Below are 20554 nucleotides of genomic sequence, written 5' to 3' on the forward strand. Positions count from 1 at the left end.
AACACATGCAATGGGAAGTCGTGATCGGGCTGGAGATTCATACCCAGCTCACCACCCGGTCGAAAATCTTTTCCGGTAGCTCCACCACGTTCGGCTCCGAGCCCAACACCCAGGCCAGCCTGGTCGACCTGGGCATGCCCGGCGTGCTGCCGGTGCTCAACGCCGAAGCGGTGCGCATGGCGGTGATGTTCGGCCTGGCGATTGACGCCGAGATCGGCCAGCACAACGTGTTCGCCCGCAAGAACTACTTCTACCCGGACCTGCCCAAGGGCTACCAGATCAGCCAGATGGAACTGCCGATCGTTGGCAAGGGCCACCTGGACATCGCCCTGGAAGACGGCACGGTCAAGCGCGTCGGCATCACCCGGGCGCACCTGGAAGAAGACGCCGGCAAGAGCCTGCACGAAGAATTCAACGGTGCCACCGGCATCGACCTGAACCGTGCCGGCACGCCACTGCTGGAAATCGTTTCCGAGCCGGACATGCGCAGCGCCAAGGAAGCCGTGGCCTACGTCAAGGCGATCCATGCGCTGGTGCGCTACCTGGGCATCTGCGATGGCAACATGGCCGAAGGCTCGCTGCGCTGCGACTGCAACGTGTCGATCCGGCCTAAAGGCCAGGTTGAGTTCGGCACGCGCTGCGAGATCAAGAACGTCAACTCGTTCCGCTTCATCGAGAAGGCGATCAACAGCGAGATCCAGCGCCAGATCGAACTGATCGAGGACGGTGGCAAGGTCATCCAGCAGACCCGCCTGTACGACCCGAACAAGGACGAGACCCGTCCGATGCGCAGTAAGGAAGAAGCCAACGACTACCGTTACTTCCCCGACCCGGACCTGCTGCCGGTGGTCATCGAGAACGCGTTCCTCGACGAGGTGCGCGCCACCCTGCCGGAACTGCCGCCGCAAAAACGCGAGCGCTTCCAGGCCCAGTTCGGGCTGTCGAGCTATGACGCCAACGTCCTGGCCACTAGCCGCGAACAGGCCGATTATTTCGAGAAAGTCGTGAGCATTGGTGGCGACGCCAAGCTGGCGGCCAACTGGGTGATGGTGGAATTGGGCAGCCTGTTGAACAAGCAGGGCCTGGAAATCGACCAGTCGCCGGTCTCGGCCGAGCAACTGGGCGGCATGCTGCTGCGGATCAAGGACAACACCATTTCCGGCAAGATCGCCAAGATGGTGTTCGAAGCCATGGCCAATGGCGAGGGCAGCGCCGACGAGATCATCGAGAAGCGCGGCCTGAAGCAGGTCACCGATACCGGCGCCATTTCCGCCGTGCTCGATGAAATGCTCGCGGCCAACGCCGAGCAGGTCGAACAGTACCGCGCGGCAGACGAAGCCAAGCGCGGCAAGATGTTCGGCTTCTTCGTCGGCCAGGCCATGAAAGCCTCCAAGGGCAAGGCCAACCCGCAACAGGTCAACGAACTGCTCAAAAGCAAGCTTGAGGGCTGATGGACATGGAGCCAGTACCTGTATCTGGCTCATTCCCCTGTGGCGAGGGAGCTTGCTCCCGCTGGGCTGCGCAGCAGCCCCCCGTATCCGGCAGTAGATTGTTGGGGGCCGCTTCGCGGCCCAGCGGGAGCAAGCTCCCTCGCCACAATGATCCTCACAACCACACTGATGTGGGAAACCCTTTGATGAAGCGTCTCCTCGGCGCCTGCGCCCTGCTGTCCCTGCTGGCCGGTTGCGCCAGCCAGAGCGGGACGGTCGATCCTCACGGCTACGACCAGACCGGCGTCGCCTCCTATTACGGTGCAAAACACCACGGCAAACGCACCGCCAGCGGCGAGCGTTTCAACCAGAACGGCCTGACCGCCGCCCATCGCCAGTTGCCGTTCGGCACCCGGGTGAAAGTCACCAATCTGAAAAATAACGACAGCGTCGTGGTCCGTATCAACGACCGCGGTCCGTATACTCGAGACCGTCTGATCGACGTATCCCGCGCAGCAGCCGAGCAACTGGGCATGCTACGCAGCGGCACCGCACGGGTACGCGTGCAAGCCCTCGACGATTGATAGACGGAGCCCGGCCATTTCCCTGATTACCGCCCTACCGCTGCTCAGCCTGATCGAATTGCTCGGTGGCCTGTTGTTGCTGATCAGCGGCGCCGAGCTGCTGGTGCGGGCTGCAATAGGCCTGGCGGTTCGCTTGCAAGTGCGGCCGCTGATCATCGGCCTGACCGTCGTCGCCTTCGGCAGCAGCGCGCCGCAAATGGCCGTCAGCCTGCAGGCGACTATGGCGCAGAACGCCGACATCGCTGTGGGCAGCGTGATCGGCAGCAGCATCTTCAACATCCTCGTCACCCTCGGGTTGTCGGCGCTGATCATTCCGTTGCGCGTCTCGCGCCAATTGGTGCGCCTGGACATCCCATTGATGATCGGTGCCAGCCTGCTGGTGTTCGTGTTGGCCTGGAATGAGGAACTGACGCAACTGGACGGTGTGCTGCTGCTGATGGCCCTGGCGGTGTACCTGGGCCTGTTGCTGCGCCAATCGCGACACTCAGGACGACCGCACCCCGTGGGTGTCGATGTGGCGCAAGGGGCGTGGCCCAAGAGCCTGGCGATGATCGTGCTGGGCCTGGCAATGCTGATTTTCGCCGGCCACCTGCTGCTGGGCGCAGCGGTGGAAGTGGCGATGGACCTGGGGCTTTCGGAGCGCATCATCGGCCTGACCATCGTCGCCGTCAGCACCTCGCTGCCGGAACTCGCCACCTCGTTGATCGCCGCCCTGCGCGGCCAACGGGACATTGCGGTGGGTAACGTCATCGGCAGCAACCTGTTCAACCTGCTCGGGGTATTGGGGATAACCGCCCTCGCCGCTCCCACGCCACTGTCGGTCTCACCGAACGCCCTGGATTTCGACCTGCCGGTGATGCTCGGCGTAGCGGTGCTGTGCCTGCCGGTGTTCTATTCCGGCTACCGCGTCACTCGCGCCGAAGGCCTGCTGTTTTTGGGCTTGTACCTGGCCTATGGGCTGCACGTGGTGTCGTTCACCACCGGCATGCCCCTGGCCGGCCAACTGGAACGGCTGATGCTGTTCTATGTGCTGCCGGCCCTGCTCGCATTTTTGCTGTTCACCTCCCTGCGCGCCTGGCGCCGCCAACACCACAAGAGGGATTTGCCATGACCGACACTCCAAAGACCGGCCTGGACATGCGTCGCCAGGTCATGGGCGACGCATTCGTCGACCGCGCCCTGGGCAACGCCACCGAGTTCACGCAGCCATTGCAGGACTTCGTCAACGAACATGCCTGGGGCAGCGTCTGGCGCCGCGAAGGCCTGCCGCTGAAGACCCGCAGCCTGATCACCCTGGCCGCCCTCACCGCCCTCAAGTGCCCTCAGGAACTCAAAGGCCATGTGCGTGGCGCGCTGAACAACGGTTGTACGGTGGAAGAGATTCGCGAGGCGTTGCTGCATTGTGCGGTGTATGCGGGCGTGCCGGCGGCGATCGATGCGTTTCGGGCGGCGCAGGAAGTGATCGATACTTATCAGAAGCCCGAGTAAAGGCCTGAGCCTTGCGGTAGCAGGTCAGTCGTCTTCGCGAGCAAGCCCGCTCCCACAGCCGGGTGCACATGAGTTCTGTGTCTGCTGAAAATCCAATGAGGGAGCGGGCTTGCTCCCACATTAAACACGCACGGCCAATGATAATGTGGAGGCGGACCTGTTCGCGAATGGGTCCTGAGGCCCGGCCGTTAGCCCCAGATCCGAGCGCTCTCAGCCTGGAAGAATTCCACCCGGTGCGCTCCCAGGTAAGCTTGAGCGCGCCCCTTCAGCAAGACATTGTCTTCACTGTCCTTATCGCCGTAGACACTCACAAAAACCTTGCTTACCGAGCTCTGTTTTATCTGATCGAAGATGTGTCGGTCATTGTCATCGAACGAATGCCCATAGATAAACAACACCCCTTGCAACCGGCCCAATCGTTCAAAACAATAACTGAGATAGGGGTTGTGCTGAATTCTGACCTTCTTTCGCTCATGTGTAGGTTCTGAGACAAAGGTGGGGAACTTCCTGTTTTCCATGTTCCATTTCACTTGCTCAATGATCGACTCGCCCTGATCCGAACACGCGTGCTTTCTGATACCGCCCTGGGTGTCGTAGATGTGCAGCCCGCCATGGAGGAAATGAACATTCTGGGTTTCAGGGCCCTCCCACGGCCCGCCTCGAAACCCATCGTCCGTGTAATATTCCGGCTCGAGACCAAACTGGTTTCTCGCCCAATAAAACAACAAGTCATAATTGAGCGTGAACACATTGCTGAAGGGCTTGAGAAATTTCCTCACCGAAACATATTGCTCATCCGTCACTTCACGAGGCAATTCCGGGTGGGTGGCCGATATCACCTCAATCAGAGCGTTTTTGACGGCTTCCTGATCGGCCTTGATCTCTTCAATCAGATCCGGGTCGGCATTGTAGATCCTGAGGATATCTTCCGCGGCAATCAGCCGTTTCATGACTTTCTCAAAATCATATGTTTTGAACGTATCGAAGATACGTCGGATCACCCGATGCCTTTCGCCGAAGTGCGCGCTGGAAAACAGACTCTTGTAACTGAAAACATCTTTGTTCCAGGCTTGAGAAAACCCATTTGCCAACAAAATGGAACGCTTGCCGCTGTAATCGACGAAGGAAAAAGCCTCTTCGAAAGTGATCATATAGTCTTCCTTGTGTCGGTCTGATTAACTCCCAACACAATGATACCAATGAGCCACCACTCTTAACCATCCAGAAGATCGTGGGCTAGATCCACCCACCCCACTGCAACACAAAAATCCCCACGTTGGTGGTAATCGCCGCCATCAGCGTGGTGATGACGATGATCGCCGCCGCCAGTTCATGATTGCCGTCGGCCGCGCGGGCCATGACGTAACTGGCGGCGGCGGTGGGGCTGCCGAAGTACAGGAACAGGATGCCCAATTCCGCCCCGCGAAAACCCCAGAGCCAGGCCCCGAGGGTGGTCAGCAGCGGCAGGCCGACCATTTTCACCAGGCTCGAACTCAGGGCCATCTTGCCGCTCTTGCGCAACGCCGCCAGCGACAGCGTGCCGCCGATGCAGATCAGCGCCAGGGGCAAGGTCATTTGCGACAGGTATTTGGCCGAGGTCTCGAACCAGTTCGGCAGGCCGATGTGCCAATAAGCGAACGGTGCAGCGACGATCACGCTGATGATCAGCGGATTGCTGATCACGCTTTTGCAGATGCTCCACGGATCGGACTTGATCACCGGGCTATAGACCGCCAGCACGATGGTCGACAAGGTGTTGTAGAACAGGATCACCAACGCCGCGAGGATCGCCCCCAGGGAAATCCCGTAGTCGCCGTACATGCTCGCCGCCAACGCCAAGCCAATCACGCCGTTGTTGCCGCGAAACGCACCCTGGGTATAGATGCCGCGATCCTCCCGCGGGCAACGCCAGATCGCCCAGCCCCAGGCCATGGCGAAACTTGCCAGGGTAGCGACGGAGAAATAGATCAGCAGGTCGGGCTGCAACGCCGCATGCAGGTCGGCATGGAGGATGCCGAGGAACAACAGCGCCGGCATGGTGACGTTGAACACCAGGGACGAGGCGATGTGGATGAAGTTATCGTTGATCCAGTTGATGCGCTTGAGCAACACCCCCAAAAACAGCATGGCAAACACCGGCGCGGTGATGTTCAGGGTTTCGAGGAAAATTGCCAGCATGCCGGGACCTTGAGAGGGGTGTCGTTAGGTGGCTAATGATAAGCCACTCACGGCACTGGCGTCTGGTGAACTGATCGTTCCCACGCTCTGCGTGGGAATGCAGCCAAGGACGCTCCGCGTCCCAAGATCCGAACGCGGAGCGTCCGCAGAGGCATTCCCCCGCGGAGCGTGGGAACGATCAACGACAACACTAGGTCAGGTAATCGGCGCCGGGTTGAACAACGTGATGTCGTTGTGCAACTTGTGCCGCTCGGCCCAGGTTTGCTTCTTGCCGCTGGCCACGTCCAGGTAGTAGTGGAACAGCTCCCAACCCAGTTCCTCGATGGTCGCGCGTCCAGTGGCGATGCGACCGGCATCGATGTCGATCAGGTCCGGCCAGCGCTGGGCCAGTTCGGTGCGGGTCGAGACTTTCACTACCGGGGCCATCGCCAAGCCGTACGGCGTGCCTCGGCCGGTGGTGAACACGTGCAGGTTCATCCCCGCCGCCAGTTGCAACGTGCCGCAGACAAAATCGCTGGCCGGTGTGGCGCAGAAGATCAGGCCCTTTTGCTTGAAGCGTTCGCCCGGGCCGAGCACGCCGTTGATCGCGCTGCTGCCAGACTTGACGATCGAGCCCAGGGATTTTTCGACGATGTTCGACAGCCCGCCCTTCTTGTTGCCTGGCGTGGTGTTGGCACTGCGATCGGCTTCGCCCTTGGCCAGGTAACGGTCGTACCAGTCCATTTCCCGCACCAGCTCCTGGGCGACTTCCTGGGTTTGCGCCCGGGAGGTCAGCAGGTAGATCGCATCGCGCACTTCGGTGACTTCGGAAAACATCACCGTCGCCCCCGCCCGCAGCAGCAGGTCCGAGGCGTAGCCGAGCGCCGGGTTGGCGGTGATGCCGGAAAACGCATCGCTGCCACCGCACTGCATGCCCAGGATCAGCTCCGACGCCGGCACGGTTTCGCGGCGGCGCTGGTCGAGTTTCTTCAGGCGGGTTTCGGCCAGCTCCATGATCTGCTCGATCATTTCGGTGAAACCGTGACTGGAATCTTGCAAGCGATACAACCACGGCTCGCTGAGGTCCACTGAACTGTCGTTTTCGTGCATCACCTGCCCGGCCTGCAATTTCTCGCAGCCCAGGCTGATCACCAGCGCTTCGCCACCCAGGTTCGGGTTGCGCGCCAGGTTGCGCACGGTGCGGATCGGGATGTACGCATCGGTGGCGGTGATCGCCACGCCACAGCCGTAACTGTGGGTCAGCGCCACCACGTCGTCGACGTTCGGGTACTTGGGCAGCAATTCGTCCTTGATGCGCTTGACCGCGTGGTCCAGCACCCCGGTCACGCACTGCACCGTGGTGGTGATGCCCAGGATATTGCGCGTACCGACAGTGCCGTCGGCGTTGCGGTAGCCCTCGAAGGTGTAGCCCTCCAACGGCGCATCGGCCACCGGCACATCGGTGGACAGCGGCAAGCTGTCCAGCGGCGGCGCGGTGGGCATGCGCAACTGGTCTTCCTTGACCCAACTGCCACAGGGAATCGGTTGCAGCGCGTAGCCAATGACCTGGCCGTAGCGAATCACCTCGCCCCCCTGGGGAATATCTTCCAGGGTGACCTTGTGGCTCTGGGGGACAAAGTCCACGGTAACCAGGCCGTCCGGGAACTCGGTCCCGGCCGGTACGCCTTGGTCATTGACGACGATCACCACGTTGTCCCGCTCGTGCAGGCGGATGTAACGCGGCGAGTCGGCATGTTCAATCAGTTGCATTGACGCCGCTCCTTCAGGATTTCGCTTCAGACAGGCTGGAGATGCCGGCATCCTTGGCCGTTGGTTCCTTGAGCACCACACGCTTGATCGGCCCAACGATGACCAGGTAGCTGAACACCGCCACCAGCGCGTTGCAACCGACGAACACCAGTGCCCACTTGAACGAACCGGTGGCGCTGATGATGTAGCCGATGACGATCGGGGTGGTGATCGACGCCAGGTTACCAAAGGTGTTGAACAGGCCACCGCTCAGGCCGGCGATCTGTTTTGGCGAGGTATCAGACACCACGGCCCAGCCCAGTGCGCCCACGCCTTTACCGAAGAAAGCCAGGGCCATGAAGCCCACCACCATCCATTCGATATCAACGTAGTTGCAGGCCACGATGCTGCTGGACACCAGCAGGCCCGCGATGATCGGCGCCTTGCGGGCGAAGGTCAGCGAATGGCCCTTGCGCAGCAGGTAATCGGAAATCACCCCGCCGAGCACACCGCCGATGAAACCGCAGATCGCCGGCAAGGACGCGATGAAACCGGCCTTGAGGATGGTCATGCCGCGTTCCTGCACCAGATACACCGGGAACCAGGTCAGGAAGAAGTAAGTGATGCCGTTGATGCAGTATTGGCCCAAGTACACGCCGAGCATCATGCGGTTGGTCAGCAGTTGACGGATGTAATCCCACTTCGGACCGTCGGCTTTCTTTTCCTTGCCCTTGTCCTGGTCCATGTCGACCATCGCGCCGTTGGCGGCGATGTGATTGAACTCGGCTTCGTTGATCATCGGGTGCTGGCGCGGGCTGTAGATCACTTTCAGCCAGATCAGCGAGAACACGATGCCGATCACGCCCATCACGATGAACACGTGCTGCCAACCGAAACGGTAGACGATCCAGCCCATCAGCGGTGCGAACAGCACCGTGGCGAAATACTGCGCCGAGTTGAAAATCGCCGAGGCGGTGCCGCGTTCTGCGGTGGGGAACCAGGCGGCGACGATCCGTGCGTTGCCCGGGAAGGACGGCGCTTCGGCCAGCCCAACCAGGAAGCGCAGCATGAACAGTGCAACCACGGCCGTGGACATGCCGAATTCACCGACATAGCCTTGCAGCACGGTGAACAGCGACCAGGTGAAAATGCTCAAGGCATAGATTTTTTTCGACCCGAAACGGTCGAGCAGCCAGCCGCCAGGAATCTGCCCAGCCACGTAGGCCCAGCCGAAAGCGGAGAAGATATAACCGAGGGTAACGGCATCGATGCCGAGGTCTTTTTGCAGGCTGGAGCCTGCGATGGCGATGGTGGCACGGTCGGCATAGTTGATCGTCGTCACCAGGAACAGCATGAGCAGGATCAAATAGCGGACGTGTGTCGGCTTGGTCGCTTGCATGTAATCTTCTTCCACTATTTATTTTTATGCGGGAAATCAAATTGTGCGGTCGGCACCTGTGCCCGGCGCCGACCGGTGTTGCGTATTACGATCCGATGTAGGAGGTCTTCACCACGGTGTAGAACTCTTGCGCGTAGCGACCTTGCTCACGCGAACCATAGGACGAACCTTTGCGCCCGCCGAACGGCACGTGGTAATCCACGCCGGCAGTCGGCAGGTTGACCATCACCATGCCCGCCTGGGAATGGCGCTTGAAGTGGTTGGCATACTTCAGCGAGGTGGTGGCGATACCGGCCGACAAGCCGAACTCGGTGTCGTTGGCCATCGCCAGCGCCGCCTCGTAGTCGGCCACGCGCACGACGTTGGCCACCGGGCCGAAGATCTCTTCGCGGCTGATGCGCATCGAGGCTTCGCTGTCGGCGAACAGGGTCGGCGCGAGGAAGTAACCTTCGGTGTCGCACGTCACCAGGCCACCACCGCTGACCAGCCGCGCACCTTCGCTCTGGCCGATGTCGATGTACTTCAAGTCCTGGTTGAGCTGGGCTTCGGAAACCACCGGGCCGATATCCGTGCCGGACTTCAAGGCATGACCGACCTTGATCGACTGCATGCGCTCGGCCATGGCCTCGACGAACTTGTCGTGAATGCCAGCGGTGACGATTAGGCGGCTCGAGGCCGTGCAACGCTGGCCGGTGGAGTAGAACGCGCTCTGCACCGCCAGTTCGACGGCCTGCTTGAGGTCGGCGTCGTCGAGGATGATCTGCGGGTTCTTGCCGCCCATTTCCAACTGGACCTTGGCCTGGCGCGACACGCAGTTGACCGCGATCTGCCGGCCTACACCGACGGAGCCGGTGAAGCTGATGCCGTCGACTTTCGGGCTGTTGACCAGAATGTCGCCGACCACACGGCCGCTGCCCATCACCAGGTTGAACGCACCGGCCGGGAAACCGGCGCGGGAAATGATCTCGGCCAAGGCCCAGGCACAGCCCGGCACCAATTCGGCGGGTTTGATCACCACGCAGTTGCCGTAGGCCAGGGCCGGGGCGATTTTCCACGCGGGAATGGCGATCGGGAAGTTCCAGGGGGTGATCAGGCCGACCACACCGAGGGCTTCACGGGTGACTTCGACGTTGACGCCTGGGCGCACTGACGGCACGTAATCGCCGGACAGGCGCAGGCATTCACCGGCGAAGAATTTGAAAATGTTACCGGCGCGGGTCACTTCGCCGATGGCTTCGGGCAGGGTCTTGCCCTCTTCCCGGGCCAGCAATTGGCCGAGTTCTTCACGGCGGGCGAGGATCTCGCTGCCGACTTTGTCCAGCGCATCGTGACGGGCCTGGATGCCTGAGGTCGACCAGGCCGGGAAGGCGGCGCGGGCGGCTTCGATGGCGGCATTGACTTGCGCTGCGTCAGCCTTGGCGTATTCACCGATGACATCGGACAGGTCAGACGGGTTGATGTTGGTGCAATAGTCAGCACCGGCCACCCACTGACCGTTGATGTAGTTATCGAAACGCTTTGAATCTGCCACGGATGCTCCTCCTAACAAAAAGCCTGTCTAGTCCCAAGATCATTCCCACGCGTTGCGCGGGAACGCCTCAACGGACACTCCGCGTTCGGCTTAAGGGACGCAGAGCGTCCCTGGCTGCGTTCCCACGCAGAGCGTGGGAACGATCAAGCCTTACGCAAAAGCCGCTTATTGCTCAGCGGCCTTGTCGGGTCTGTTATTGCTTGCCTTGCTTGTCGATCAGCGCGGCCAGGGCTTCGTATTCTTCTGGCAGCAGATCGGTCAGCGGCGTGCGCACAGGACCTGCGTCGTAGCCGACGATTTTCGCGCCGGCCTTGACGATGCTCACCGCGTAACCGGCCTTGCGGTTGCGGATGTCCAGGTAAGGCAGGAAGAAGTCGTCGATGATTTTGCCGACGGTCTCGTGATCGTCGCGGGCAATGGCGTGGTAGAAGTCCATCGCGGTTTTCGGAATGAAGTTGAACACCGCCGAGGAGTAGACCGGCACGCCCAGGGCCTTGTAGGCCGCGGCGTAGACTTCAGCGGTCGGCAGGCCGCCCAGGTAGCTGAAACGATCGCCGAGGCGACGACGGATCGACACCATCAGCTCGATATCACCCAGGCCATCCTTGTAACCGATCAGGTTCGGGCAGCGCTCGGCCAGGCGTTCCAGCTGAGTGGCGTTCAGGCGGCAAACGTTGCGGTTGTACACCACCACGCCGATTTTCACCGATTTGCACACGGCTTCAACGTGGGCGGCGACGCCGTCCTGGCTGGCTTCGGTCAGGTAGTGCGGCAGCAGCAACAGGCCCTTGGCACCCAGGCGCTCGGCTTCTTGAGCGTATTCGATGGCCTGGCGAGTGGCACCGCCAACACCGGCAAGAATTGGCACGCTGGTGGCGCAGGTATCGACGGCGGTCTTGATGACTTGCGAATACTCGCTGGCGGCCAGGGAGAAGAATTCACCGGTGCCGCCTGCTGCGAACAGCGCAGATGCGCCGTACGGGGCCAGCCACTCGAGACGCTTGATGTAGCTGGCGCGATTGAAATCGCCTTGGGCAGTGAAATCGGTGACCGGGAACGACAGCAGGCCAGACGAGAGGATGGACTTCAGTTCTTGTGGATTCATTATTCGAACACCCTGGGACGCAAAATGTGTATGAAATGGTTAAGCTTCGGCCAGAAGTTGTAGGTCATCGTACAACTTAAAATACACACGTCAACTGCATTTCGTCTTTTGTCAGGTGTGAGGGCACGGGGAGCGCTCGCAAAGCCTTGTAAATCAGGCCATCTGGCGGAACTGGAAAGCCAATGAAACTTGCGGGCGAGTGCCCAGGACCGCTCATCGCGACTGTCAACTCTGTCAGTAGGCGACGTTACGGGACGAAGGCATAACGGCAGTGTGGCCGTGCGACGCCCGGCCGTGGTCCTTTTCCGAAACCTTTAAAGTGAGTCGCCCGTACGCGACGATCAGGGCCGCCTCACAAGGAGTGACATCATGGCGAAGACGTATGCGAAACCGACGCTCAGGGATTTTCCAGCCACAGGGGAAGTCACGATCAGCTTGTCAAAGACAAAGACGTTAACCGTGAAAATTCCGGATGCAGATTTCGACCGCTACTCGAACGCCCAACTGACTCTGGGCGTCGGCTCGACACATCCAACTTCGGTAGGCGCGTTTACATCTCTGACCGCCGGCGAGGAAGGTACGCCACGCAAGGGGGTGACAGTGACGCTAACCCATGTCGACTTGACAGCTTACGTCGGCCAATTGGTTGAGCTTCGTTACGTGGTGAGTTACGAGAGCGGTAGGGACAGCGATATATCCGAGCCGCAAATGTTGCGGATCAGTGCGTAGGATTGGCGCCTACGATTTGTCAGACAGGCAAACAGATCGAAAACCGGACACCGCTCTCTTTGCCGAGGGGATGCTTTTTGTGGCGAGGGAGCTTGCTCCCGCTGGGGCGCGCAGCGGCCCTAGAGCCCGGCGACGCGGTGGATCAGGTTGATTGAGTGAGTTTGAGAGGGGGCTGCTGCGCAGCCCAGCGGGAGCAAGCTCCCTCGCCACAAAAGCTCAAAAGCTCAAAAGCTCAAAAGCTCAAAAGCTCAAAAGCTCAAAAGCTCAAAAGCATCCCGCTCGACCAACCGATTTGCTCTTGAATCTGACACTGATTCGAGGCATTCCCTTAACCCACGCCGTACCCAATTCCCCGTGGCGAGGGAGCTTGCTCCCGCTGGGCCGCGAAGCGGCCCTAGAACCCGGCGACACGGTGGATCAGGTTGATTGAGTGAGCTTGAGAGGGGCTGCTGCGCGGCCCAGTGGGAGCAAGCTCCCTCGCCACAAAAGCATCCTGTCACCAGCGTCTTCAGCCCTGCGCCTGCGCCTCTTCATGGGCCTGGCGCAGCCTTTCACGGCTGTTGGTCAGGTGCAAACGCATGGCCGCACGCGCCGCCTCGGAGTCCTGGCGGGCGATGGCGTCGTAGATCTCCTCGTGCTCACGGCTCAGGCGGTTCATGTAGCGCTGCTGGTCATCGTGGGCCAGGCGCGCCGAGTTCACCCGGGTACGCGGAATGATGCTGGTGCCCAGGTGGGTCATGATGTCGGTGAAGTAGCGGTTGCCGGTGGACAGGGCGATTTCCAGGTGGAAGGCGAAGTCCGAGGCCACCGCATCGCTGGCGTGGGCGGCGCTTTCGTTCAAGGCGTCGAGGGCGGCGCGCATGGCGGCCAGTTGCTCGTCGCTGCGCCGCTGCGCCGCCAACCCGGCGGATTCCACTTCCAGGCTGATGCGCAACTCCAGGATCGCCAGCACGTCACGCAAGGTGACCACGGTGGCCGGGTCGATGCGAAAACCGCTCGGGCTCGGCGTGTCCAGCACGAAAGTGCCGATGCCATGGCGGGTTTCCACCTGGCCGGCCGCCTGCAAGCGGGAAATCGCCTCGCGCACCACGGTTCGGCTGACACCATGGGCTTCCATGATCGCCGACTCGGTGGGCAATTTATCGCCGCGCTTGAGCAGGCCGTCGCGAATCTGCTCGGTCAACACCGTCACCAGCTCCTGCGCCAGGCTGCGGCGCTTGCGGGGAAAGCGTGGTACTTCGATCGGGTTTTCCATGGGGCTGTGTCTCGGTAAACGGCTGAATGGCAACATCATAGCGCAACGTGGTTGTACGATCACCGTCCCACCGGACAGCCCTCGTTGAGGATGACCGTTGTGGCGAGGGGATTTATCCCCGTTGGGCGCAAAGCGCCCCATCAAATCACAGGCCCCAATCCAGACCAATCAAGGGGCTGCTACGCAGCCCCGCGGGGATAAATCCCCTCGCCACAACAATGTTCGGCGATGGTCATCAAGCGGTCACAGTGCGCTCCACCAGTTGGCCATTTTCGATACGCACATGTCGCGGATGGAAACGTTTCAAACTGCTTCGGTGGCCAACGCTGACAATGCTCAAACCCGGCAACTGGTCGATCAGCGCCTGGTACAGCGTGGCTTCGTCTTCTTCATCCATCGCCGACGTGGCTTCGTCCATGTACAACCATTGCGGTGCATAAAGCAATGCACGGGCAAAGGCCAGGCGTTGTTGCTCGCCGGGCGAGAGCATGCGCTGCCAGTGGTTGCTTTCATCCAGCCGCGCAATCAGGTGCGGCAGGCGGCAGGTTTCCAGCACCTGGACATAACGTTCGTTGGGGTAGATATCGCCGGCCTGTGGATAACTCAATACCTCACGCAGGCTGCCAATCGGTAGATAAGGCTTCTGCGGCAGGAACAGGTAACGCGCGGCCGGAAGCCGGATCGTCCCGTGCCCCGCCGGCCACAGATGCCCCATCGCCCGCAGCAGGGTCGATTTACCACTGCCCGAACGGCCACTGAGCATCACCCGCTCGCCCGGTTCCACGGTCATGTCGGCGTTATCGAGCAGATGGCGACCATCGGCCAAGTCCAACCCCAAGTGCTGAACCTTCAACCCATCGCCCTGGTTTTGTACGTCAATGGCCGGCACGCGGTCTTCGTTGTCGCTCATGGCCTGGCGGAAACTCAGCAGACGATCGCAGGTGGCGCGCCACGCGGCGAGGTCGGCGTAGGCGCTGATGAACCAGCTGAAGTTCTCCTGCACATTGCCGAACGCCGAGTTGATCTGCATGAGCTCGCCCAATTGGATCTTGCCGGCGAAATAACGCGGCGCGGCGACGATGAACGGGAAGATGATCGCGATCTGGCCGTAGCCGGAGGTGAAGAACGTCAAGCGCTTGGACACCCGCATGATGTCCCAGAAGTTGTGCCAGACCAGGCCGAAACGCCCGCTCAGGCGACGGTTCTCGTTCGGCTCGCCGTTGTACAGCGCAATGCTCTCGGCGTTTTCACGCACCCGTACCATGGAAAAACGCAGGTCGGCTTCGAAGCGTTGCTGGTTGTTGTTCAGACCGATCAGGCGTCGGCCGATCAGGTGCGTCAGCCAACTGCCCACCGCCGCATACACCAGTGCACACCAGAACATGTAGCCCGGGATGGTGTAGCCGAGCACCTCGATGCTGCCCGACACGCCCCACAAAATGATCGAGAACGACACCAGGCTGACCACGGTGCGCAGCAATCCCAAGCCCAGGCTCAGGGTGTTGGTGGTGAAACTGTTGAGGTCTTCGGAAATCCGCTGGTCCGGGTTATCGGTGTAGCCGCCCTGCTCCAGCCGGTAATAGTTCTTGTCACTGAGCCAACGGGCGAAATGCTGCTCGGTGAGCCAGGCCCGCCAGCGGATGGTGAGCATCTGCGTGAGGTACAAGCGATAAACGGCGCCCAGGATCGCCACCGCCGCGATACCACAGAAGTACAGGATCAACTGCCAGAACGCCGCGCTGTTCTTCTCCTGCAGGGCGTTGTAGAAATCCTTGTACCAACTGTTGACCCACACCGAGATCGCCACGCTGAACAGCGAGAGTGCGATGACGGCGATCAACAGCGTCCAGGCCTTGCCCTTCTCCTCACTGCGCCAGTACGGCGTGGTCATTTGCCAGACACGGCGGAAAAACTGGCCGCGCACCGCGTCATTGACCGCGGAATATTCAGCGTTCTGATTCATGGTTAAGGCTCAATAGGGAAAAGAACTAGTGTCATGTTTCGCAAATACGTTTCTTTTTGACGAGTGGCTGTTGTCGTCAGGCAAGGCGCCGCGACGAGTCATAGCCCGCTATGGCGAGGAGCGGCAACGCAGCATGACGGCAACAGACGCCGTCAAAAAGGAACAGTATTTGTGATACATGACGCTGGGGCCGATCATAAAGCAACGGCCCGATGTGTCGCGAGGGTGGACAGCATTCGTTCAGCGCAGGTTCAGCGACGCACGGGTCGCTTTTGCAATTTGCGCTGCAAGGTCCGCCGGTGCATGCCCAGGGCTCGGGCCGTCGCGGAGATATTGCCTTCGTGCTCGGTCAGCACCCGCTGGATGTGCTCCCACTGCAGGCGATCCACCGACATGGGGTTTTCCGGCACCAGGGTGTCGAGGTCGGCGTGCTCGGACAACAGCGCCGCCAGTACATCATCGGCGTCCGCCGGTTTGCACAGGTAATTGCAGGCACCGCGCTTGATGGCCTCGACCGCGGTGGCGATGCTCGAATAACCGGTGAGGATCACCACGCGCATCTCCGGGTCCAGCTCCAGCAGCTTGGGCAGCAGCACCAATCCCGAATCGCCGTCCATTTTCAAGTCCAGGGCGGCGTAGTCCGGCAGGTCGGCCTGGGCGATGGTCAGGCCTTCTTCGGCAGAACCTGCGGTGCTGACGCGAAAACCGCGACGGGACATGGCCCGGGCCATCACGCGGGTGAACGTGGCGTCGTCATCCACCAGCAACAGGTGCGGCAGTTCTTCGCCGTCGACTTGGATCTCGTCACTCATATTCGTCTCCTCGGTCGGCATGGGGCAGGCGCAGCTCGGTGAGCGTGCCGCCTTCCTCATGGGGGTAGAGTTTCACCGAGCCGCCGGCGCGTGTCACGCTGGCTTTGCTCAAAAACAGGCCCAGGCCGAAACCTTTGCCCTTGGTGGTATAGAACGGCTTGCCGATCTGCTCGGCAATCGCCAGCGGCACACCGGCGCCGTGGTCGCGAATACTGATGGTCAGCTCATAGGCATTCCAATCCAACGCCACTTCCAGCCCTTCGGGGCAAGCGTCGGCGGCGTTGTTCAGCAGGTTCAGCAGCGCCTGGGTCAGGTCCGGCGGCGGCGCCATGCGCGGTACCACGCCCTTGCCCAGGCATTGGAAGCGATAACTGGCTTCCGGGCGCATCAGGTGCCAGCGGTTCAGGGCATCGTCGAGCCAGAAGGTGACTGCTTGCATGTCGATGTCCAGCCGGCGGTTGGCCTCGGCCGCGCGTACCAAGTATTGCAGCGTTTCCTTGCAGAGCTTGACCTGATCCTGCAACACGCTGAGATCTTCCTGCAATGCTGGATCATGATGATCCTGGCGCATCTCCTTGAGCAGCACGCTCATGGTCGCCAGCGGCGTGCCCAATTCATGGGCGGCACCGGCGGCCTGGGTCGCCACGGCCAGCAATTGCTCGTCCCGCAGGCCCTCTTCACGGCGAATGGCCCGCAGTTCTTCCTGGCGGCGCAGCTCCTCGGCCATGCGAGCCGCAAAAAACGTAATGACTGCCGCGGCCAGGGCGAAACTCAGCCACATGCCGTAGATCTGCAGGTTTTCCCGAGCGATGGGAAAGGTTTCCAGCGGGTAGAACCGCGCCAGCAACAAGGTATACAGCGCCAGGGCGATACCGGAAAGAATCAGCGAATAGCGCCACGGCAACGTCACCGCGGCGATGGTCAGCGGCACCAGGTAATAAGAGACGAAGGGGTTGGTGGAGCCGCCGGAGAAATACAGCAGCGCGCTGTGGATAAACAGGTCACAGGCCAGTTGCACGGCGTATTCAAGCTCGGTCACCGGCCACGAGGTGCGCAGGCGGACGGCCGTCAGCGCGCAGAGCACACTGGAACAGACCAGGGTGATCGCCAGTTGCAGCCAGGGCAGCGGCAGCAGGTCGAACCAATAGGCGAGCCCCACCGAGCCGGCCTGGGCCGCCAGGACCAGAATGCGGATGAATGTCAGGCGCCAGAGGTTCTGGCGAGAGGCGGATGTCATTTGCAAAGGGGCGAGCATGAGCTCTCCTGATGAGCGCTCCAGGCGAATCGCACGGAGTATAACCAAGGCGCGGGTTGCAGCGGCAGCTATGCGGCAAAGCGCCACAGTTCCAAATGTCACCTTTCCCCCTGTGGCGAGGGAGCTTGCTCCCGCTGGGCCGCGAAGCGGCCCCAACAGCAGCGACTCAATCTGTCTGACACACCGAGGTGTCAGGTTTGGGTCTGCTGCGCAGCCCAGCGGGAGCAAGCTCCCTCGCCACAGGGGATCTTCATTGGCTTCAGGTATCTGTATAGAAGTTGTAACTGTGCGAACCCACCCATAAAAGCTAGAGTCTTATCCTTCACGCAGGCCCGGACATCACCCCTGCGCCTCATCCCAAGGAGCTTTCATGCACACGTTCAGTCGCCCCGCTGCCCTGCTTGCCCTCAGCCTCGGCACCCTCGCCAGCCTGCCGGCCCTGGCCGCCGATGAGCTGCACTACAACCAGATATCCCTGCGCGCCGAAGTCAGCCAGGAAGTGGCCCGCGACCTGATGATCGTGACCCTCTACACCGAAGAACAGAACACCGACCCGGCCAAACTCGCCGCCGCTGTCAGCACTACGGTGAACAAAGCCATCGGCCAGGCCAAAGAGGTCAAGGGCATTACCCTGCGCCAAGGCAGCCGTAACAGCTACCCAATCTACGACAACAAGGGCCAGAAAATCACCGGCTGGCGTGAACGCGCCGAACTGCGCCTGGAAAGCGCAGACTTCGCCGCCCTGTCCAAACTCACCGGCGAGCTGCTGGGCGACATGAAAATGGGCGGCATGGACTTCGCCATCGCCACCGCCACCCGCCAGGGCAGCGAAGACGCCCTGCTCAAAGACGCCGTCAACGCCTTCAAGGCCCGCGCCCAGTTGGCCACCGAGGCCCTGGGCGGCAAGGGTTACAAGATCGTCAACCTGAACTTCAATACCAACGGTTATCCACAACCGTTCATGCGCCCGCAAATGATGATGAAAGGCGCGTCCATGGATGCGGAGTCCGTGACGCCTGACGTGGAAGCGGGCACCAGCAAGGTGACCATGACGGCGGATGGGGTGGTTGAGGTGTCGATGTAGTAATGATGGGCAGCGGCTCAGCCAGTTCTCTGCTGGCTGAACGCTAACCTCCAGCATCGGCGCTCCCCGTGGCGAGGGAGCTTGCTCCCGCTGGGCTGCGCAGCAGACCCAACCCCGGCGCCGCGTTGTGTCAGATGAATGGAGTCGCTGCTTTTAGGGCCGCTTCGCGCCCCAGCGGGAGCAAGCTCCCTCGCCACGGGGTTGGTGTTCAGCTGAGCAGAGGCGTATTGCCTCAACCTCCGCAGGGTTCTTTCTCAGAAACGGATTCGCAGAATAGTTTTTGACATTTCCAAAAACAGCGCGAGAAAGCTGTCCACGTTTTATGGAATGTGGACAGCGACAAATTCGACCACCTTGAAAAGTCAAAATATTTTCCTTAGGTATGAAATGCTCAGATTTCACACTTGGGCTTTCAAGCCGCCTTCGCGGGCGAGCCCGCTCCCACAAATTGGATCGGAGTACGACCGTGGGAACCAGGCCGGCTATCAGGCCGCCTCGCGGTGGACGTTGATCTCGGCGCCCCGTTAACCACGCTGGCCGAACGCAGGCATTGTGGAGTGGGCATCCCGGCATGGATGCCGGGATAGCTGCGCTGGGCCATGGATGGCCCTTCGCAGCGGGCCCACGGAGCAATGCCGGAGTGAGGGCATGCCGAGCCTAGGCGAGGCACCGAGTGGTGGGGCTAAAGCGCTTTGGTTACTTTCGCGCTTTTTGTACGGACCGGACACATGGTTGACGGGTGTGCGGGGACATGGTTGACACTTTCCAGCGAGCCAATTTCGCCGGAAAGCCATCATGCCCTGGACTACGAGAGATGCCATGAGCCTGAAAGAAGAGTTCGTTGCCTTAGCACGGCAACCCGGCAGCAATAAACGTGAGCTGTGTCGAAGATTCGGTATCAGCCCGCAAACAGCCTACAAGTGGCTAGATCGCTACAAGGCGCATGGTCAGCCTGGTCTGCAAGAGAAATCTCGCAGACCCGCGACCAGCCCCAAACTGACGCAGGTCGCCATGGAGGCGCAAGTCGTGGCCCTTAGGCTGGCCCATCCGGCATGGGGCGGACGCACGATTAGCAGCCTGTTGGAAAAACGTATCGCCCCCAGCACCGTCACCAATGTCTTGCACCGGCACGGCCTGATCCAGCCCTCTCAGAGAGAGCAATCGGCAACGCTGAGATTTGAACACGACGCGCCTAATGATCTTTGGCAGATGGATTTCAAAGGGCATTTTGCGCTGCAACAAGGTCGGTGCCATCCCCTGACCCTGCTGGACGATCATTCTCGGTTCAGCCTAGCCATTGAGGCTTGTGACAACGAACGGGGAGCCACGGTGAAGGAGAGGATGATCGAGGTTTTCCAACGCTATGGCTTGCCGGCGCGTATCAACGTCGATAACGGCCCACCCTGGGGCTCGCCACGCAATCCGGGTGAAGTGACAGAGCTGAGTATCTGGCTGATTCGCCTGGGGATCCGGATCAGTTTCAGCCGTCCTCGCCATCCTCAAACCAATGGAAAGATCGAACGTTTCCACCGCTCGCTCAAAGCAGAAGTGCTGGATGGGCGTCATTTTTCCACGCTAATGGACGCTCAATCGGCTTTTGATCGATGGCGTGAGGTTTATAACCTGCAGCGCCCCCATCAGGCGCTGGGCTACAAGGTGCCTATGGACCGCTATCGGAGCAGCCCCTGGGCGTATCCGCAGCAACTGTCAGAGTTTGAATATGGCCCGGATGATGTGTTGGCCAAGGTGTATCACAGTCGATTTCGCTTCCAGAAACGCTACTTCAGCATCGCCAAAGGACTGGTAGGACAGCACATCGCAATACGCCCTAACGCTGAAAGCGATGGCTTGTTTGACGTCTATTTCTGCCATCACTTCTTACGGACCTTCGACGTGAATAACCCTGACTACGGCGCATAATGTGTCCACTATGTCTCCGCACAGGTGTCAACCATGTGTCCGGTCCGTACACGCTTTTCGAAAGTGACCCGCCGTCAGGGCGGAACCCTAAGT

The 20554-nt window shown here is 60.7% G+C and carries 17 protein-coding genes; 7 read left to right on the forward strand and 10 right to left on the reverse strand.

All coding sequences use genetic code 11. The features are described from left to right. The first annotated feature begins 5 nt into the window (after positions 1-5). The 4 genes from gatB to BLT00_RS29395 all read left to right on the forward strand — a co-directional run bounded on the left by gatB (position 6) and on the right by BLT00_RS29395 (position 3502). Positions 6-1451: an Asp-tRNA(Asn)/Glu-tRNA(Gln) amidotransferase subunit GatB gene (gene gatB, locus BLT00_RS29380; protein ID WP_063322927.1), complete on the forward strand. Its 1446-nt coding sequence runs from the start codon at positions 6-8 to the stop codon at positions 1449-1451. A gap of 185 nt (positions 1452-1636) precedes the next feature. After that, positions 1637-2014, forward strand: a complete 378-nt coding sequence (locus BLT00_RS29385) for a septal ring lytic transglycosylase RlpA family protein (protein ID WP_092149034.1) — start codon at positions 1637-1639, stop codon at positions 2012-2014. A 49-nt stretch (positions 2015-2063) separates the two neighbouring features. Continuing rightward, positions 2064-3125: a calcium/sodium antiporter gene (locus tag BLT00_RS29390; protein WP_063322929.1), complete on the forward strand. Its 1062-nt coding sequence runs from the start codon at positions 2064-2066 to the stop codon at positions 3123-3125. Then, the gene (locus BLT00_RS29395; protein WP_092149036.1) at positions 3122-3502 is read left to right on the forward strand and encodes a carboxymuconolactone decarboxylase family protein; all 381 of its coding nucleotides are present in this window, start codon (positions 3122-3124) and stop codon (positions 3500-3502) included. Before BLT00_RS29390 ends, BLT00_RS29395 begins: the two co-directional genes overlap by 4 nt. 188 nt (positions 3503-3690) lie before the next feature. Here BLT00_RS29395 and BLT00_RS29400 read toward each other — a convergent pair whose 3' ends face one another. The 6 genes from BLT00_RS29400 to kdgD all read right to left on the reverse strand — a co-directional run bounded on the left by BLT00_RS29400 (position 3691) and on the right by kdgD (position 11443). Continuing rightward, a complete protein-coding gene (locus BLT00_RS29400; RefSeq protein ID WP_063322931.1) occupies positions 3691-4653 on the reverse strand; it encodes a DUF4917 family protein in 963 nt (320 codons plus the stop codon). 85 nt (positions 4654-4738) lie between these two features. Then, a complete protein-coding gene (locus BLT00_RS29405; protein WP_092149038.1) occupies positions 4739-5680 on the reverse strand; it encodes an AEC family transporter in 942 nt (313 codons plus the stop codon). 195 nt (positions 5681-5875) lie between these two features. Then, complete coding sequence (garD, locus tag BLT00_RS29410; RefSeq protein WP_092149040.1) at positions 5876-7429, reverse strand: galactarate dehydratase; 1554 nt, start codon at positions 7427-7429, stop codon at positions 5876-5878. A gap of 13 nt (positions 7430-7442) precedes the next feature. After that, positions 7443-8807, reverse strand: a complete 1365-nt coding sequence (locus BLT00_RS29415) for an MFS transporter (protein ID WP_072341209.1) — start codon at positions 8805-8807, stop codon at positions 7443-7445. An 85-nt stretch (positions 8808-8892) separates the two neighbouring features. Then, entirely contained in the window at positions 8893-10338 is a 1446-nt protein-coding gene (locus BLT00_RS29420; RefSeq protein WP_092149042.1) for an aldehyde dehydrogenase family protein, read from the reverse strand. Positions 10339-10531: 193 nt separating this feature from the next. After that, positions 10532-11443, reverse strand: coding sequence for a 5-dehydro-4-deoxyglucarate dehydratase (gene kdgD, locus BLT00_RS29425; protein WP_063322936.1), 912 nt, complete (start codon positions 11441-11443; stop codon positions 10532-10534). A 369-nt stretch (positions 11444-11812) separates the two neighbouring features. On the opposite strand from kdgD, the gene BLT00_RS29430 reads away from it, so the two are divergent. Then, on the forward strand, positions 11813-12172 hold the full coding sequence (locus BLT00_RS29430) for a hypothetical protein (protein ID WP_092149044.1): 360 nt from the start codon (positions 11813-11815) through the stop codon (positions 12170-12172). 508 nt (positions 12173-12680) lie between these two features. Here the strand turns inward: BLT00_RS29430 and BLT00_RS29435 are convergent. From BLT00_RS29435 to BLT00_RS29450, 4 genes are all read right to left on the reverse strand, one after another. Beyond that, positions 12681-13427 (reverse strand): FadR/GntR family transcriptional regulator, encoded by a 747-nt coding sequence (locus BLT00_RS29435; protein WP_003197797.1) that lies wholly within the window; start codon positions 13425-13427, stop codon positions 12681-12683. Between the two features lie 235 nt (positions 13428-13662). Next, positions 13663-15390 (reverse strand): ABC transporter ATP-binding protein/permease, encoded by a 1728-nt coding sequence (locus BLT00_RS29440; RefSeq protein ID WP_063322938.1) that lies wholly within the window; start codon positions 15388-15390, stop codon positions 13663-13665. A 251-nt stretch (positions 15391-15641) separates the two neighbouring features. Continuing rightward, complete coding sequence (locus tag BLT00_RS29445; protein ID WP_003177957.1) at positions 15642-16202, reverse strand: response regulator transcription factor; 561 nt, start codon at positions 16200-16202, stop codon at positions 15642-15644. After that, the gene (locus BLT00_RS29450; protein ID WP_092149047.1) at positions 16195-17457 is read right to left on the reverse strand and encodes an ATP-binding protein; all 1263 of its coding nucleotides are present in this window, start codon (positions 17455-17457) and stop codon (positions 16195-16197) included. Before BLT00_RS29450 ends, BLT00_RS29445 begins: the two co-directional genes overlap by 8 nt. A gap of 370 nt (positions 17458-17827) precedes the next feature. On the opposite strand from BLT00_RS29450, the gene BLT00_RS29455 reads away from it, so the two are divergent. Further along, the gene (locus tag BLT00_RS29455) at positions 17828-18541 is read left to right on the forward strand and encodes an SIMPL domain-containing protein (protein WP_092149050.1); all 714 of its coding nucleotides are present in this window, start codon (positions 17828-17830) and stop codon (positions 18539-18541) included. Between the two features lie 795 nt (positions 18542-19336). Further along, complete coding sequence (locus BLT00_RS29460; protein ID WP_092146064.1) at positions 19337-20461, forward strand: IS481 family transposase; 1125 nt, start codon at positions 19337-19339, stop codon at positions 20459-20461. Positions 20462-20554: the final 93 nt, after the last annotated feature.

Origin of the sequence: Pseudomonas sp. NFACC51 (assembly GCF_900103575.1) — a bacterium.
Lineage (GTDB): Bacteria > Pseudomonadota > Gammaproteobacteria > Pseudomonadales > Pseudomonadaceae > Aquipseudomonas > Aquipseudomonas fluorescens_Q.